Source organism: Castellaniella defragrans (assembly GCF_014203015.1).
In the GTDB taxonomy this organism is placed as follows: domain Bacteria; phylum Pseudomonadota; class Gammaproteobacteria; order Burkholderiales; family Burkholderiaceae_B; genus Castellaniella; species Castellaniella defragrans.
This window is the reverse complement of record NZ_JACHIB010000010.1, coordinates 48,062-62,394: the sequence shown is the minus strand read 5'-3', so window position 1 is coordinate 62,394 and position 14,333 is coordinate 48,062. Positions and strand designations below refer to the sequence as shown.

The following is a 14,333-nucleotide window of genomic DNA, read 5'->3' as shown; positions in this document are numbered from 1 at the left end:
TACACTATGCGCCATTCCATAGCCTGCGAATTCATCGAGATGGGACGCCTGCCCCCCGAAGTGCTGGAACCGGTCGCCGCCTATTTCCGGGCCCTGTCCGAGCCTACCCGGCTGCACATCCTCAGTCTGCTGCGCCAGCAGGAACACAACGTGGGCGAGCTCGCCCAGCTGTGCGACTACACCGCGGCCAACATCTCCCGCCACCTCTCCGTGCTGAAGAAGCACGGCCTGGTCGCGCGCGAGGCGCGCGGCAACAGCGTCTACTACCGGATCGCCGACCCCTCGGTCAATGCCCTGTGCGATCTCGTCTGCGGCAGCATCCTGCGGCAGATCGAGCAATCCGCCGCGCAGCGGGCGGCCTTCGCCGCGCTGCGCGAGGACCTGCCAGAACCTCTCCCCGACTTTTCCCGAAAGGAGTCCTCATGAAAGTCAATATCGGCACGATCGACCGCGTCCTGCGCCTGATCCTCGGCCTCGTCCTCGTCGTGCTCGCGGCCAACGGCACGATCGGCTGGTGGGGCTGGCTGGGCCTGGTGGCGGTGGCCACGGCCCTGTTCCGCTTCTGCCCGCTGTACACGCTGCTGGGCATCAACACCTGCCCGCTGAAGTCGCGCGAATGACGTCCCGCGGCTGATCTCCCGCGGCGCGGCTCAGCCGCGCCGCCGGATCAGCACGGCGCCCCAGGCCAGTCCCAGGATCGCGGCCGCCAGCGAGCCCAGCAGCACGCCCAGCTTCGCAGCGGCGAGCAGGCTCTCGTCGGCGAAGGCCAGCATGGCGATGAAGATCGACATCGTGAAGCCGATCCCGGCCAGCAGGCCGACCAGGCACACGCCGCCCCAGCCCACCCCGGGCGGCAGGCGGCACCAGCCCAGGCGCACCACCAGCCAGCTCGCGCCGATCACCCCCGCCGCCTTGCCGGCCACCAGCGCCACGGCCACGCCGATCATCACCCATTGCGGTCCCGCCAGGGACAGGTCCACGCCGCCGAAGGCGACCCCGGCATTGGCCAGCGCGAACAGCGGCATGATCCCGAAGGCCACCCACGGATGCAGCGCCGCCTGCACCCGCACCACCGGCGGACGCATTTCCCGCTGCGCCAGGCGCAGCCGCCGCAGCGGCCCGGCCAGATCCGCGGCATCCGGCTCCCCGGCGCCCGCCGCCGCCCCGGTCTTGCGCCCGAGCAGCTCGCCCACCGCGCGCGACAGCGCGTCCAGCGGCCGTTCGCGCATGGGAATCGAGCGCACCGGCGTCATCAGGCCCAGGACCACGCCGGCCAGGGTGGGGTGGGCGCCGGTGATCAGCAGCCCGCTCCAGACGACCGCCCCCGGGATCACGTAGGCCAGGGCCGAGCCCGCGCCGATGCGCTGCAGGCCGACGACCATCAGGATTCCCAGGATCGCCACCAGGAAGCCGCCGTACTGCAGGCCGCCGGAGTAGAAGAAGGCGATGATCAGCACCGCGGCGATGTCGTCGATGATGGCCAGCGCCAGCAGGAACACGCGCACGTTGGCCGGGATCGAGCGGCCCAGCAGCGCCAGCACGCCGACGGCGAAGGCGATGTCGGTGGCGGTCGGGACCGCCCAGCCGGCGCGGCTGGCGGGATCGGCGTTGAGCGCGGCGTAGATCAGCGCCGGGACGGCCACGCCCCCCAGGGCCGCGGCCAGGGGCAGCCCCGCCTGGCGCAGGCCGCTGAGCGCGCCTTCGTGGATCTCGCGGCGGATTTCCATGCCGACGACCAGGAAGAACACCGTCATCAGGGCGTCGTTGATCCAGAAGTGCAGGGATTGCGAAAAGACGAAGCCGCCCAGCCCGACGGACAGCGGCGTGTGCCAGAGCGCGTGGTAGCTGGAGGCGAGCGGGGAATTGGCCCAGATCAGGGCGCCGGCGGCCGCCAGCAGGAGAATGGCGCCGCCGATGGCTTCGACGTGGAGAAAGCGTTCGAGCGTGGCGAAGGCGCGTTGGGCAAGCAGTTGCGCGCGCGGGATGTCGCGCGACGGGATCCTGGACATGGTCGTGGGCTTCCTGCGCGGCGGCCCGACCTGCGCGTTGTCCTGTCCCGCCGCACGATGCGGCTAACACCCGAAACGGCATCATTCTACATGATGTCGCGCCGGGCCCCGCGGCCCGGCCCTACAGGCTTCCCAGCCGCGACCGCTGCGCCCTGACCTTTTCCAGGGTCTCGCCGAACTGGGCCATGCGGGCCTTTTCCTGCTCGACCACCGCCGCCGGGGCGCGCTCGACGAAGCTGGCGTTCGACAGCTTGCCGGAGGCCTTGGCGATCTCCTTTTCCAGCCGGTCGATTTCCTTGTCCAGGCGCGCGCGCTCGGCGTCCAGGTCGATCTCCACGTGCAGCATCAGCTGCGTGGCGCCCACCACCTGGACGGGGGCGCCCAGGTCCGGCAGGCGGTCCACGGCCTGGACGCTTTCCAGGCGCGCCAGCGCCACCAGGTAGGGCGCCAGTTCGTCGAGGCCGGATTCCGCGCCCTGGACCAGCAGCGGCACGCGCTGGCCCGGCGCCAGGCCCATTTCCCCGCGCAGGGCGCGGATCGCGTCGGTGAGCGACTTCAGCGCCGCCATGCGCCCGGCCGCCGCCGCGTCGCGCAGGTCGTCGCGGGCCGTCGGCCAGGGCTGGACGCTGACGCTGGCGGGCGCGTCGGCGGCGCGCACGCCGGCCGCCACCGAGACCTTCTGCCAGAGTTCCTCGGTGATGAAGGGCATGATCGGGTGGACCAGGCGCAGCAGGGTTTCCAGCACGTGGATCAGGGTGCGGCGCGTGGCCGCCTGCTGCACGGCGTCGCCCGTCTGCAGGCGGACCTTGGCCAGCTCCACGTACCAGTCGCAGTATTCGTCCCAGATGAAGTGGTACAGGCGGTCGGCGACCTGGTCGAAGCGGTATTGCGCGAAGCCGGCGTCCACCTCGTCGATCAGCCGCTGCAGGCCGTCGATGATCCAGCGGTCGGCGAAGGACAGGTCGCCCGCGCGCGGCTGGCCCAGGTCGTGGCCTTCGACGTTCATCAGCACGAAGCGCGTGGCGTTCCAGAGCTTGTTGCAGAAATTGCGGTAGCCCTCGCAGCGCTTCAGGTCGAAGTTGATGTTGCGCCCCAGCGTGGCGTAGGCCGCCATGGTGAAGCGCAAGGCGTCCGCGCCGTAGGCCGGGATGCCCTCGGGGTAGTCCTTGCGGGTGCGCTTGCGGATCGCGTCGGCCTGCTTCGGGTTCATCAGGCCGGCGGTGCGCTTGGCGATCAGCGGCTCCAGGGCGATGCCGTCGATCAGGTCCACCGGGTCGATGGTGTTGCCCTTGGACTTGGACATCTTCTTGCCTTCCATGTCGCAGACCAGGCCATGGACGTAGACCGTGCGGAAGGGCACCTCGCCGGTGTGGTGCATGCTCATCATGATCATGCGCGCCACCCAGAAGAAGATGATGTCGAAGCCCGTGACCAGCACGCCCGACGGCAGGTAGCGCGCCAGGTCGGGGGTCTGCTCGGGCCAGCCCAGGTCGGTGAAGGGCACCAGGGCGGACGAGAACCAGGTGTCGAGCACGTCCGGGTCGCGCGTAAGCGGGCCCTGCACGCCGGCGGCGCGCGCCTGGCGTTCGGCGTCCTCGGCCGAGCGGGCGACGAAGATGCGGCCGTCGGGCGCGTGCCAGGCGGGGATCTGGTGGCCCCACCAGAGCTGGCGGGAAATGCACCAGTCCTGGATCTTCTCCAGCCACTGGTTGTAGGTGACGGTCCAGTTTTCCGGGACGAACTTCACGCGGCCGTCGGCCACCACCTCCAGGGCCACCTGGGTGATGCTCTTGCCGGGATGCAGGCTGCCCTCGGGCGCGGGCTTGCTCATCGCCACGAACCACTGGTCGGTGAGCATCGGCTCGATCACGCTGTTGGTGCGGTCGCCGCGCGGCACCATGAGCTTGTGGGCGCGCACCTGCTGCAGCAGGCCCTGGGCTTCCAGGTCGGCGACGACGCGCTTGCGCGCCGCGAAGCGGTCCAGGCCGCGGTAGGCCTCGGGGGCCGCGTCGCCGATCTTCGCGTCCAGGGTCAGCACGCTGATCATGTCCAGGCCGTGGCGCTGGCCGACGGCGTAGTCGTTGAAATCGTGCGCGGGGGTGACCTTGACCACGCCGGTGCCGAACTCGCGGTCGACGTAGTCGTCGGCGATGACGGGGATCGCGCGCCCGACCAGGGGCAGGACGACGCTGCGGCCGATCAGATGGGCATAGCGCCCGTCCTCGGGGTGCACCATCACGGCGACGTCGCCCAGCATGGTTTCCGGGCGCGTGGTGGCGACCACCAGATGGGTCAGCCCGTCCACGGGCTCGGCCAGCGGATAGCGGATCTCCCACATGTGGCCGTCTTCCTCGGTGCTGACGACCTCCAGGTCGGACACCGCCGTGCCCAGCACCGGGTCCCAGTTCACCAGGCGCTTGCCGCGGTAGATCAGGCCCTGCTCGTACAGGCGCACGAAGACCTCCACCACGCCGCGCGACAGGCGTTCGTCCATGGTGAAGTATTCGCGCGACCAGTCGCAGGACGAGCCCAGGCGGCGGAACTGGCCGGTGATGGTGCTGCCGGATTGTTCCTTCCAGGCCCAGACGCGCTCCAGGAACTTGTCGCGGCCCAGGTCGTGGCGCGACACGCCCTCGGCGTCGAGCTGGCGCTCGACCACGATCTGGGTGGCGATCCCGGCGTGGTCCGTGCCGGGGATGAAGACCGTGTCGTCGCCGCGCATGCGGTGGTGGCGGATCAGGCCGTCCATGATGGTCTGGTTGAAGGCGTGCCCCATGTGCAGGGTGCCGGTGACGTTGGGCGGCGGGAACTGGATGGCGAAGGATTCCGGCGTCCGGCCCGCGGCGGGCTCGGCGTGCCGGCCTCCCGCGAACAGGCCGCGGCGATTCCACTCGTCGTACCAGCGGGACTCGATGTCCTGGGGTTCAAAGCTCTTGGGCAGGGAGGGGGAGGCGGAATCGCTCATGGGGTTCTTCTGGGGCTCGGGAGGGGCCGGCGGCGAAGAGGGCCGGCGGCAAAAAAACGATCATTTTAGGCGCATGGGGGGAAAACTGCGCATGGTAAAATGCGCGGTTGACCAAGAGGGAGCCCCCAGCCGCTTGCCCGGAGGCCTCCCAGCCCTGTCGCCGGCCCGGTCTTCGGGGCGGCCGCGGCGTCGTCATTCTACATTTACACCGGAAAACCCCGTTTTCCATTCCTACCGGAAACTTCCATGGCTATTGAACGTACCCTTTCCATCATCAAGCCCGATGCCGTCGCCAAGAACGTCATCGGCGAGATCGTCGCCCGCTTCGAGAAGGCCGGCCTGACCGTCGTGGCCGCCCAGCTGCGCCAGCTCTCGCGCGGCGAGGCCGAGCGCTTCTACGCCGTGCACAAGGAACGCCCCTTCTTCAAGGACCTGGTCGATTTCATGGTGTCGGGTCCGGTGTTCGTCCAGGTGCTGGAAGGCGAATCCGCCATCTCCAGGAACCGCGACCTGATGGGCGCGACCGATCCCAAGAAGGCCGCGCCGGGCACGATCCGCGCCGACTTCGCCGAGAGCATCGACGCCAACGCGGTGCACGGCTCCGACGCCCCGGAAACGGCGGCCGTCGAGATCGCCTTCTTCTTCCCCGAAAGCAACATCCACAGCCGCTGATCGCGGCGCGGTCCCCGGCGATGCCGGGGACCGGCCCGCTTCGCCGCAGCCTTTCCTCACAAGCCTTCCCCATGTCTGGCGCCGAAACCATCAACGTCCTGGGTCTGGACCCGGCCTCCCTCGAAGCCCTCGTGGCGCAGTGGGGCGGCAAGCCCTTTCGCGCGCGCCAGCTGTCGCAGTGGGTGCACCAGCGCGGCGTCGACCGCTTCCAGGACATGAGCGACCTGGCCAAGGATTTCCGCGCCCGCCTGGAAGCCCACTGCGTCGTGCAGGCGCCGCCGCTCAACCTGGAAAAGCGCTCCGCCGACGGCACCCGCAAGTGGCTGTTCGACATGGGGCTGGGCAACGCCATCGAGACCGTCTTCATCCCCGAGGACGACCGCGGCACGCTGTGCATCTCCAGCCAGGCCGGCTGCACCGTGGCCTGTCCGTTCTGCTCCACGGGCTACCAGGGCTTCAGCCGCAACCTGAGCACCGCCGAGATCGTCGGCCAGCTGTGGTACGCCAACCGCGCGCTGCGCGAAGACCCCGCGGCCGCGCGCCTGGGCGCCCCGCCCGAGGAATCCCACCGCGCCGTCAGCAACGTCGTCATGATGGGCATGGGCGAGCCCCTGCTGAACTACGACCAGGTCCTGGGCGCCCTGCGCCTGATGCTCGACGACCACGCCTACGGCCTGTCGCGCCGCCGCGTGACCGTATCCACCTCCGGCGTGGTTCCCATGATCGACCGCCTGGCGCGCGACTGTCCGGTGGCGCTGGCGGTGTCGCTGCACGCGCCCAACGACGAACTGCGCGACCGGCTGGTGCCGCTGAACCGCAAGCACCCGCTCGACGAGCTGCTCGACGCCTGCAACCGCTACCTGGAACACGCGCCGCGCGACTTCATCACCTTTGAATATATTATGCTCGACGGGGTGAACGACGCCGACGAGCACGCGCGCCAGCTGATCGAGGTGGCCAGGCGGGTGCGCTGCAAGTTCAACCTGATTCCCTTCAACCCCTTTCCGCAGTCCGGCCTGCGGCGTTCCCCGGCGGCGCGCATCCGCCTGTTCTCCCAGCGGCTCGTCGACGCCGGCCTGGTGGTGACGGTGCGCAAGACGCGCGGCGACGACATCGACGCCGCCTGCGGCCAGCTGGCGGGAGAAGTCCGCGACCGGACGCGCATCACCGAACGGCTGCCCGACCGGGCGAAGATCGTCATACGCAAAAAGGAGCATGGATGAGCGAAACCCCCCTCGACGGGCTGCCGCGCCAGGAGACCTCCCCGGGCCAGGAGGCGCTGACGCTGGGCGATGCGCTGAAGGCCATGCGCGAGGCGCGCGGCCTGTCGCTGTCCGAAGTCTCCGCGCGCATCAAGTATTCCTCCGTGCAGCTCGGCTACCTGGAAGCGGGCGACTGGCCGCGCCTGCCCGACGGCGTGCCCCTGCGCGGCCTGGTGCGCAACTACGCGCGCTTCCTGGGCACCGACGTCGATGCCGCCCTGAAGCTGCTCGACGACGCCGTCGGCCCGACCGGCCCGCGGCCCGCCGTCACGACCCTGGGCGCCCGGCGCGTCCTGCAGCAGGCCGACATGACGCCCAAGGGCGAGCCGGCCCACCGCACCTGGGCCTGGCTGCTGCTGATCCTGGTGCTGTTCTGCGTGGTCGGCGTGTACGCGGTCAACCGCGGCTGGGTGCCCGACGAATGGCTGGTGTTCGATTGGCTGAGGGCGTTGCGTCGATGACCGCCGATTCCGTGAATCCCGAACCGGCCGCCGCGCCCCGGCGGCCGACCCGCGCCGTCGCCGTGCGCTGGGGCGGCCACGTGGTCCAGGTGGGCGGCGACGCCCCGGTCGTGGTGCAGTCCATGACCAACACCGACACGGCCGATCCCCGGGCCACCGCGCAGCAGGTGCGCGAGCTCTGGCGGGCCGGCTCCGAACTGGTGCGCGTCACCGTCAACACCCCCGAGGCCGCCGCCCAGGTCGCCGCCCTGCGCGACGAGCTGGACCGCATGAACGTGCCGGTCCCCCTGGTGGGGGACTTCCACTACAACGGCCACAAGCTGCTGACCCAGTTTCCGGACTGCGCCCAGGCGCTGTCCAAGTACCGCATCAATCCGGGCAACATGGGCGGCGGCAAGCGCCGCGACGACAACTTCGCGCAGATGATCGAGGTCGCCTGCCGCCACGACAAGCCGATCCGCATCGGCGTGAACTGGGGCAGCCTGGACCACGAACTGCTGGCGCGGATGATGGACGAGAACGCCGCCCGGCCCGTGCCCTGGTCGGCCAACGCGGTGATGCGCGAGGCCCTGGTGGTCTCGGCCATCAGCAACGCCGGGCGCGCCCAGGAACTGGGCCTGCGCGGCGACGCCATCGTGCTGTCCTGCAAGGTCAGCCACGTCCAGGACCTGATCGCCGTCTACCGCGACCTCTCGCGCCGCTGCGACTACCCGCTGCACCTGGGCCTGACCGAGGCCGGCATGGGCTCCAAGGGCATCGTCGCCTCCACGGCGGCCCTGGCGGTGCTGCTGCAGGAAGGCATCGGCGACACGATCCGCATCTCGCTCACCCCCGAGCCCGGCGGCGACCGCAGCCGCGAAGTCGTCGTCGCCCAGGAAATCCTCCAGACCATGGGCCTGCGCGCCTTCACGCCCATGGTGGTGGCCTGCCCGGGCTGCGGGCGCACCAGCAGCACGGTGTTCCAGGAACTGGCCGCCAGCATCCAGGCCTTCCTGCGCGCGCAGATGCCGGTCTGGAAGACCCGGTACCCCGGCGTCGAGAACATGCACGTTGCCGTCATGGGCTGCGTCGTCAACGGCCCCGGCGAAAGCCGCCACGCCGACATCGGCATCAGCCTGCCCGGCACGGGCGAAGTCCCGTCCGCGCCGGTGTACGTGGACGGCGAGCGCACCGTGACGCTCAAGGGCGACCACATCGCCCAGGAATTCCAGGCCATCGTCGAAAATTACGTGGCCCGGCGCTACGGACGGGAGCAGGGCGCCGAGCCCGCGCGCCGCCCGGGCGTCGTGGCGCGGCATACGAACTGAATCCATGTCCGAATTCAAGAAAGTCGCCGGCCTGACCGGCATGAAGGATGCCCTGCCGCCGGAAACCGCGCGCTGGGAACGGCTCGAAGCGCTCGTGCGCGACTGGCTGGCCGCCTACGGCTACCAGAACCTGCGCACGCCGGTGCTGGAGCACACCCGCCTGTTCGCGCGCGGCATCGGCGAGGTCACCGACATCGTCGAAAAGGAAATGTATTCCTTCATCGATCCCCTGAACGACGAGCGCCTGACGATGCGGCCCGAATTCACCGCCGGCATCGTGCGCTCGGCGATCGAGCACAATTTCCTCTACGACCGTCCGCGCCGCGTCTACGCGATGGGGCCGGTGTTCCGGCACGAACGCCCGCAGCGCGGCCGCTACCGCCAGTTCCACCAGATCGACGTCGAGGCCCTGGGCTTTCCCGGGCCGGACGTGGACGCGGAGCTGATCGTGATGCTGGCGCGCCTGTGGCGCCTGCTGGGCCTGAAGGACATCCGCCTGGAGCTCAATTCCCTGGGCCAGGCGGCCGAGCGCGCCGCGCACCGCGCGGCCCTGGTCGCGCACCTGGAAAAGCACCTCGACGTGCTCGACGAGGAAGCCCGCCGCCGCATGCACAGCAACCCGCTGCGCGTGCTCGACACCAAGAATCCCGCCATGCAGGACATGGCCAACGCCGCGCCGCGCCTGTTCGACTTCCTGGGCGCCGAGTCCCTGGCGCACTACCGGGGCCTGTGCGACCGGCTCGACGACGCCGGCATCGCCTACACGCTCAACCCGCGCCTGGTGCGCGGGCTGGATTACTACAATCTGACCGTCTTCGAGTGGGTCACCGACCGCCTGGGCGCCCAGGGCACGGTCTGCGGCGGCGGCCGCTACGACGGCCTGATCGAACTGCTGGGCGGCAAGCCCGCGCCGGCGGTGGGTTTCGCCATCGGCATGGAACGCCTGCTCGACCTCTGGCAGCAGGACGCGCCCGACCAGGATCCGGCCGAATGCCAGGTCTACCTGGTCCACCAGGGCGAGGCCGCCCAGCGGCGCGCGGCGCGGCTCGCCGAGTCCTTGCGCGATGCCGGGCTGCGGGCACTTGTCCATGCCGGTTCGACTGGGTTTAAATCACAGTTTCGCCGGGCCGACGCCAGCGGCGCCGTGGCCGCCGTCGTCCTCGGCGAGGACGAGCTGGCCGCGGGCATGGCGAGCGTGAAATGGCTGCGTACCGGCGCCGCCGGCGACGGGCAGCAGGAATCGGTCGCCTTCGACCGGCTGGCCGCGCACCTCCAACAAAGGATCTGAACACAGGCATGGCATACGATCTCGAAGAACAGGAAAAACTCGACGCGCTGAAGGCCTGGTGGGAACGCTACGGCACGCTTTCCATGGCCCTGGTCTTCGCCGTGCTGGCCGTGTTCGCCGGCTGGCGCGGCTGGCAGTGGTACCAGTCGCACCAGGCCAACCAGGCCATGGGCTACTACGAGGCCCTCGAAGCCGCCGCGGCCCAGCCGGGCGACGACGCCGTGGCCCGCATCAAGGCGGCCAGCACCGCCCTGCGCGACGACTACGCCAAATCCGGCTACGCCGCGCGCGGCGTGCTGGTGGCGGCCTGGGCCCTGCAGGAACGCAAGGACCTGGACGGCGCCCGCGAGCAGCTCGAATGGCTGGCGCGCAACGACACCGTCCCGGCGCTGCGCGCCGTGGCCCGCCTGCGCCTGGCCGGCGTGCTGCTGGCGCAGAAGCAATACGAGCCCGCCCTGGCCCAGCTCCAGGGCACGCCGCCCGCCGGCTTCGCCGGCCTGTATGCCGACCGCCGCGGCGACATCCTGGCCGCGCAGGGCGAGCCCGCCCAGGCCGTCCAGGCCTGGAAGGAAGCCCTCAAGTCCCTGGGCGCGGATCCCGCCGCCCAGATCGTCCAGCTGAAAATCGATGCCCTGAACGGAGCCTGACCCCATGCGATCCTCTTCCCGCCTGTTTCGTGCGGCGCTCGTCGGCCTGGTCGCCGCCGGGCTGTCCGGCTGCGGCCTGTTTTCCCAGTCCGACGCCCGCTTCGATCCCGCGCCGCTGACCGACTACGCGCCTTCGCTGGCGGTGTCGGCGCGCTGGTCGACTTCCATCGGCAGCGGCGGCGGCTACGGCTTCTCCCCCGAACTGGTGGGCGACACCCTGTACGCCGCCACCCCCTCGGGCGCCGTGGCGGCGCTGGACGCCGCTTCCGGCGCGCTGCGCTGGCGCGTCGAGGCCGGCGCGCTGTCGGCCGGGGCCGGCAGCGACGGGCGCGTGATCGCGGTGGCCACCCAGTCGGGCATGGTCCTGGCCTACGACGCGCAGGGCAAGGAGCTCTGGCGCAGCCAGGCCGCCAGCGCCGTCAACGTGCCGCCCGCCGTGGGCAACGGCATCGTCGCGGTGCGCACCACCGACTACCGCATCCAGGCCTTCGACGCGGCCACCGGCAAGCTGCGCTGGAACGTGCAGCGCCCCGGCCCCGCGCTGGCGCTGCGCACCAGCTTCCGCATGCTGCCGGTGCCCAACCTGCTGATCGCCGGCATGCCCAACGGCCGCCTGATGGTGATCGACGCCGCCTCCGGCGCCGTGCGCTGGGAAGGCGCGGTCTCTGCCTCGCGCGGGGCGTCGGATCTGGAACGCATCTCCGACGTGGTCGGCGAGCCCGTCGTCGTCGGCCCGCTGCTGTGCGGCGTCAGCTACCAGGGCCGCACGACCTGCTTCGACGTGTCCCAGGGCGGGCGCCCCGTCTGGTCCCGGGAAGTCTCTTCCGCCACCGGCATGAACACCGACGGCCAGCGCCTGTATCTGGCCGACGCGAGCGACACGGTGCATGCGCTCGACCTGAAGGACGGCCACGAGCTCTGGAAACAGGCGGCGCTGCTCAACCGCCGCCTGAGCGCCCCCGTGCCGGCGGGCTCCGCCGTGGCCGTGGGCGACTACGAAGGCTACCTGCATTTCCTGTCGCGCGCCGACGGCGCCCCGATGGCCCGCCTGCAGGTGGGCGGCGGGCCGGTCGTCTCGGCCCTGGTGCCGACCCCGCATGGCGTGGTGGTCCAGACGGGCGACGGCAAGCTGATCCTGGTGGGCGTTGGTGGCTGATACGCGCTTCAAGCCGGTCGTCGCCCTGGTCGGGCGCACGAACGTCGGCAAATCGACCCTGTTCAACCGCCTGACGCGTTCGCGCGCGGCGCTGGTGGCGAACATCTCCGGGCTCACCCGCGACCGCCACTACGGCGAGGGGCGGGTGGGCGAGCATCCCTACATCGTGGTCGACACCGGCGGTTTCGAGCCGGTCGCCACGCGCGGCATCCTGGTCGAGATGGCGCGCCAGACGACCCAGGCCATCGCCGAATCCGACGTGGTGATCTTCCTGGTGGACGGGCGCGAAGGCATCAATGCGCACGACCACGAAATCGCCCGCCTGCTGCGCAAGTCCGGGCAGCGCGTGCTGCTGGCCGTGAACAAGGCCGAGGGCATGCGCCATCACGCCGATCTGGCCCAGTTCCACGAACTGGGCCTGGGCGAGCCGCACCCGATCTCGGCGGCGCACGGCGACGGCGTGTCGGCCCTGGCCGACGAGGCGCTCGCCCCGCTGCTGGCCGAGCGGGCGGCCGAGCAGGCCGCCGAGGATGCCGCGCACCCGGACGCGGCGGACGAAGGCGCGGCGGGCGAGGGCGGCGCGCCCGACCACCGCATCAAGCTCGCCATCGCCGGCCGGCCGAACGTCGGCAAGTCCACCCTCATCAACACCCTGGTGGGCGAGGACCGCGTCATCGCCTACGACCTGCCCGGCACCACGCGCGACGCCATCGAGATCGAGTTCGAGCGCGGCGGCCGCCGCTACACGCTGATCGACACCGCCGGCCTGCGCCGCCGCGGCAAGGTCTTCGAGACCGTGGAAAAGTTCTCGGTCATCAAGACGCTGCAGGCGATCGAGGCCGCCAACGTCGTGCTGCTGCTGATCGATGCGCGCGAAGGCATTTCCGACCAGGACGCCCACATCGCCGGCTTCATCACAGAAGCCGGCCGCGCCCTGGTGGTGGGCCTGAACAAATGGGATGCGGTGAACCGCGAACAGCGCGAATGGGTGCAGCGCGAATACGACCGCAAGCTGCGCTTCCTGTCCTTCGCCCGCGTACTGAACCTCTCGGCCCTGAAAGGGCAGGGGGTCGGCCCCGTGCTCAAGGCCGTCGAAGCCGCGCACGCCGCCGCCTTCGCCAAGCTGTCCACGCCGAAGCTCACCCGCGTGCTGCGGGCGGCCGTGGAACAGCAGCCGCCTCCGCGCAAGGGCATCTTCCGGCCCAAGATGCGCTACGCCCACCAGGGCGGGCAGAATCCGCCGCGCATCATCATCCACGGCAACGCCCTGGACGCGGTGCCGGATTCCTACCGCCGCTACCTCGAAGGCCAGTTCCGCGACGCCTTCAAGCTGGCCGGCACGCCGCTGTCGGTCGAATTCAAATCCTCGCACAATCCCTATCTGAAGGACGAGTCGTGAGCACGCTCTGGAGCGATCACATCGCCGGCCTGGTTCCCTACGTGCCGGGCGAGCAGGCCCGCATTCCGAACCTGCTGAAGCTGAACACCAACGAAAATCCATACGGGCCCTCGCCCCGGGCGATCGAGGCCATGCGCGCCGCCCTGTCCGACGACATGCGCCTGTACCCCGACTACCAGGCGCTGGACCTGCGCCGCACGATCGCGGACCGCTTCGGCCTGGCGCCCGACCAGGTGTTCCTGGGCAACGGCTCCGACGAGATCCTGGCGCACGTCTTCAACGCGCTGTTCCTGCGCGGCGGCCGGCCGCTGTGGCTGCCCGACGTGACCTACAGCTTCTACAAGACCTACTGCCGCCTGTACGCCGTGCCGCACCGGCTGATCCCGCTGGACGAGGATTTCGTCCTGCGGGCGGCGGACTACACCGGCGCGGCCGATCCCGAGCCCGCCGGCGTCATCTTCGCCAATCCGAACGCGCCCACCGGCCGCGCCCTGTCCCTGGACGAGATCGCCGCCATCGCGCGCGCGCGCCCCGACAGCGCCGTGGTGGTGGACGAGGCCTACGTGGACTTCGGCGCGGAATCGGCGGCCGCGCTGATCGGCGAGTGCCCCAACGTCCTGGCGGTCCACACCCTGTCCAAGTCCCGTTCGCTGGCGGGCCTGCGGGTGGGCTACGCGCTGGGCGGCGCCGACCTGATCGCCGGGCTGACGCGCGTGAAGGACAGCTTCAATTCCTACCCCCTGGACCGCGTGGCCCTCGCCGGCGCCCAGGCGGCGATCGAGGACGAGGCCTGGTTCGACCGCACCCGGCACGCCGTGATCGAGGCCCGCGAGCAACTGGCACGGGACTTGCGCACCCTGGGCTTCGAGGTGCTGCCTTCGCAGGCGAATTTCGTCTTCGCGCGCCATCCGCAGCGCGACGCCGCCGCGATCGCCGCCGGCCTGCGCGAGACCGGCATCCTGGTGCGGCATTTCCGCGTGCCGCGCATCGACCAGCACCTGCGCATCACCGTGGGTACGCCGGAACAGTGCGCCCGCCTGTGCGCTGCGCTGCGCGCATGGCTGTCCGTGCCGGCCTGAACCGGGCCGGCGGCGAGGCCGCAAAGCACCGATGGCGAAACGCATTAAAATAGAACCTCCACCATAACTTCAATAACCGGAGCCTCGT

The 14,333-nt window shown here is 70.5% G+C and carries 13 protein-coding genes; 11 read left to right on the top strand and 2 right to left on the bottom strand.

What is annotated here, in order from left to right; translation table 11 throughout:
* Positions 1 to 39: 39 nt before the first annotated feature.
* Positions 40 to 426 carry an ArsR/SmtB family transcription factor gene (locus HNR28_RS09610; protein ID WP_052356058.1) on the top strand — a complete coding sequence of 129 codons (387 nt, stop codon included), beginning with the start codon at positions 40 to 42 and terminating at the stop codon, positions 424 to 426.
* Positions 423 to 620, top strand: coding sequence for a YgaP family membrane protein (locus tag HNR28_RS09605; protein WP_151024698.1), 198 nt, complete (start codon positions 423 to 425; stop codon positions 618 to 620). The genes HNR28_RS09610 and HNR28_RS09605 overlap by 4 nt, the downstream gene beginning before the upstream one ends.
* 30 nt (positions 621 to 650) lie before the next feature.
* On the opposite strand, the gene nhaA is transcribed toward HNR28_RS09605, so the two are convergent.
* Both nhaA and HNR28_RS09595 read right to left on the bottom strand, forming a co-directional pair.
* Positions 651 to 2,009 carry a Na+/H+ antiporter NhaA gene (gene nhaA / locus HNR28_RS09600; RefSeq protein WP_211369310.1) on the bottom strand — a complete coding sequence of 453 codons (1,359 nt, stop codon included), beginning with the start codon at positions 2,007 to 2,009 and terminating at the stop codon, positions 651 to 653.
* A gap of 121 nt (positions 2,010 to 2,130) precedes the next feature.
* Entirely contained in the window at positions 2,131 to 4,974 is a 2,844-nt protein-coding gene (locus HNR28_RS09595) for a valine--tRNA ligase (protein ID WP_151024697.1), read from the bottom strand.
* 246 nt (positions 4,975 to 5,220) lie between these two features.
* Here HNR28_RS09595 and ndk point away from each other — a divergent pair, with 246 nt between their 5' ends.
* The 9 genes from ndk to hisC all read left to right on the top strand — a co-directional run bounded on the left by ndk (position 5,221) and on the right by hisC (position 14,245).
* The gene (ndk, locus tag HNR28_RS09590) at positions 5,221 to 5,646 is read left to right on the top strand and encodes a nucleoside-diphosphate kinase (RefSeq protein ID WP_151024696.1); all 426 of its coding nucleotides are present in this window, start codon (positions 5,221 to 5,223) and stop codon (positions 5,644 to 5,646) included.
* A 71-nt stretch (positions 5,647 to 5,717) separates the two neighbouring features.
* Positions 5,718 to 6,869 carry a 23S rRNA (adenine(2503)-C(2))-methyltransferase RlmN gene (rlmN, locus tag HNR28_RS09585; RefSeq protein WP_043681911.1) on the top strand — a complete coding sequence of 384 codons (1,152 nt, stop codon included), beginning with the start codon at positions 5,718 to 5,720 and terminating at the stop codon, positions 6,867 to 6,869.
* Positions 6,866 to 7,369, top strand: coding sequence for a helix-turn-helix domain-containing protein (locus HNR28_RS09580; RefSeq protein WP_043681913.1), 504 nt, complete (start codon positions 6,866 to 6,868; stop codon positions 7,367 to 7,369). Before rlmN ends, HNR28_RS09580 begins: the two co-directional genes overlap by 4 nt.
* Complete coding sequence (ispG, locus tag HNR28_RS09575; RefSeq protein ID WP_151024695.1) at positions 7,366 to 8,676, top strand: flavodoxin-dependent (E)-4-hydroxy-3-methylbut-2-enyl-diphosphate synthase; 1,311 nt, start codon at positions 7,366 to 7,368, stop codon at positions 8,674 to 8,676. Before HNR28_RS09580 ends, ispG begins: the two co-directional genes overlap by 4 nt.
* A 4-nt stretch (positions 8,677 to 8,680) precedes the next feature.
* Positions 8,681 to 9,964, top strand: coding sequence for a histidine--tRNA ligase (gene hisS / locus HNR28_RS09570; RefSeq protein WP_043681916.1), 1,284 nt, complete (start codon positions 8,681 to 8,683; stop codon positions 9,962 to 9,964).
* A gap of 8 nt (positions 9,965 to 9,972) precedes the next feature.
* Positions 9,973 to 10,611, top strand: coding sequence for a YfgM family protein (locus HNR28_RS09565; protein WP_043681918.1), 639 nt, complete (start codon positions 9,973 to 9,975; stop codon positions 10,609 to 10,611).
* A 4-nt stretch (positions 10,612 to 10,615) separates the two neighbouring features.
* On the top strand, positions 10,616 to 11,767 hold the full coding sequence (gene bamB, locus HNR28_RS09560; RefSeq protein WP_043681920.1) for an outer membrane protein assembly factor BamB: 1,152 nt from the start codon (positions 10,616 to 10,618) through the stop codon (positions 11,765 to 11,767).
* Complete coding sequence (gene der, locus HNR28_RS09555) at positions 11,760 to 13,166, top strand: ribosome biogenesis GTPase Der (protein WP_043686398.1); 1,407 nt, start codon at positions 11,760 to 11,762, stop codon at positions 13,164 to 13,166. The genes bamB and der overlap by 8 nt, the downstream gene beginning before the upstream one ends.
* The gene (gene hisC / locus HNR28_RS09550; protein ID WP_043681923.1) at positions 13,163 to 14,245 is read left to right on the top strand and encodes a histidinol-phosphate transaminase; all 1,083 of its coding nucleotides are present in this window, start codon (positions 13,163 to 13,165) and stop codon (positions 14,243 to 14,245) included. Before der ends, hisC begins: the two co-directional genes overlap by 4 nt.
* The last annotated feature ends 88 nt before the right edge of the window (positions 14,246 to 14,333 follow it).

What these genes read in the sequence shown, in the direction of transcription:
- ispG (WP_151024695.1), top strand. Translation starts at nt 7,366, where the DNA reads ATGACCGCCGATTCCGTGAATCCCGAACCGGCCGCCGCGCCCCGGCGG.
- HNR28_RS09595 (WP_151024697.1), bottom strand. Translation starts at nt 4,974, where the DNA reads ATGAGCGATTCCGCCTCCCCCTCCCTGCCCAAGAGCTTTGAACCCCAG.
- bamB (WP_043681920.1), top strand. Translation starts at nt 10,616, where the DNA reads ATGCGATCCTCTTCCCGCCTGTTTCGTGCGGCGCTCGTCGGCCTGGTC.
- ndk (WP_151024696.1), top strand. Translation starts at nt 5,221, where the DNA reads ATGGCTATTGAACGTACCCTTTCCATCATCAAGCCCGATGCCGTCGCC.
- nhaA (WP_211369310.1), bottom strand. Translation starts at nt 2,009, where the DNA reads ATGTCCAGGATCCCGTCGCGCGACATCCCGCGCGCGCAACTGCTTGCC.
- HNR28_RS09565 (WP_043681918.1), top strand. Translation starts at nt 9,973, where the DNA reads ATGGCATACGATCTCGAAGAACAGGAAAAACTCGACGCGCTGAAGGCC.
- hisS (WP_043681916.1), top strand. Translation starts at nt 8,681, where the DNA reads ATGTCCGAATTCAAGAAAGTCGCCGGCCTGACCGGCATGAAGGATGCC.
- HNR28_RS09610 (WP_052356058.1), top strand. Translation starts at nt 40, where the DNA reads ATGGGACGCCTGCCCCCCGAAGTGCTGGAACCGGTCGCCGCCTATTTC.
- rlmN (WP_043681911.1), top strand. Translation starts at nt 5,718, where the DNA reads ATGTCTGGCGCCGAAACCATCAACGTCCTGGGTCTGGACCCGGCCTCC.
- HNR28_RS09605 (WP_151024698.1), top strand. Translation starts at nt 423, where the DNA reads ATGAAAGTCAATATCGGCACGATCGACCGCGTCCTGCGCCTGATCCTC.
- HNR28_RS09580 (WP_043681913.1), top strand. Translation starts at nt 6,866, where the DNA reads ATGAGCGAAACCCCCCTCGACGGGCTGCCGCGCCAGGAGACCTCCCCG.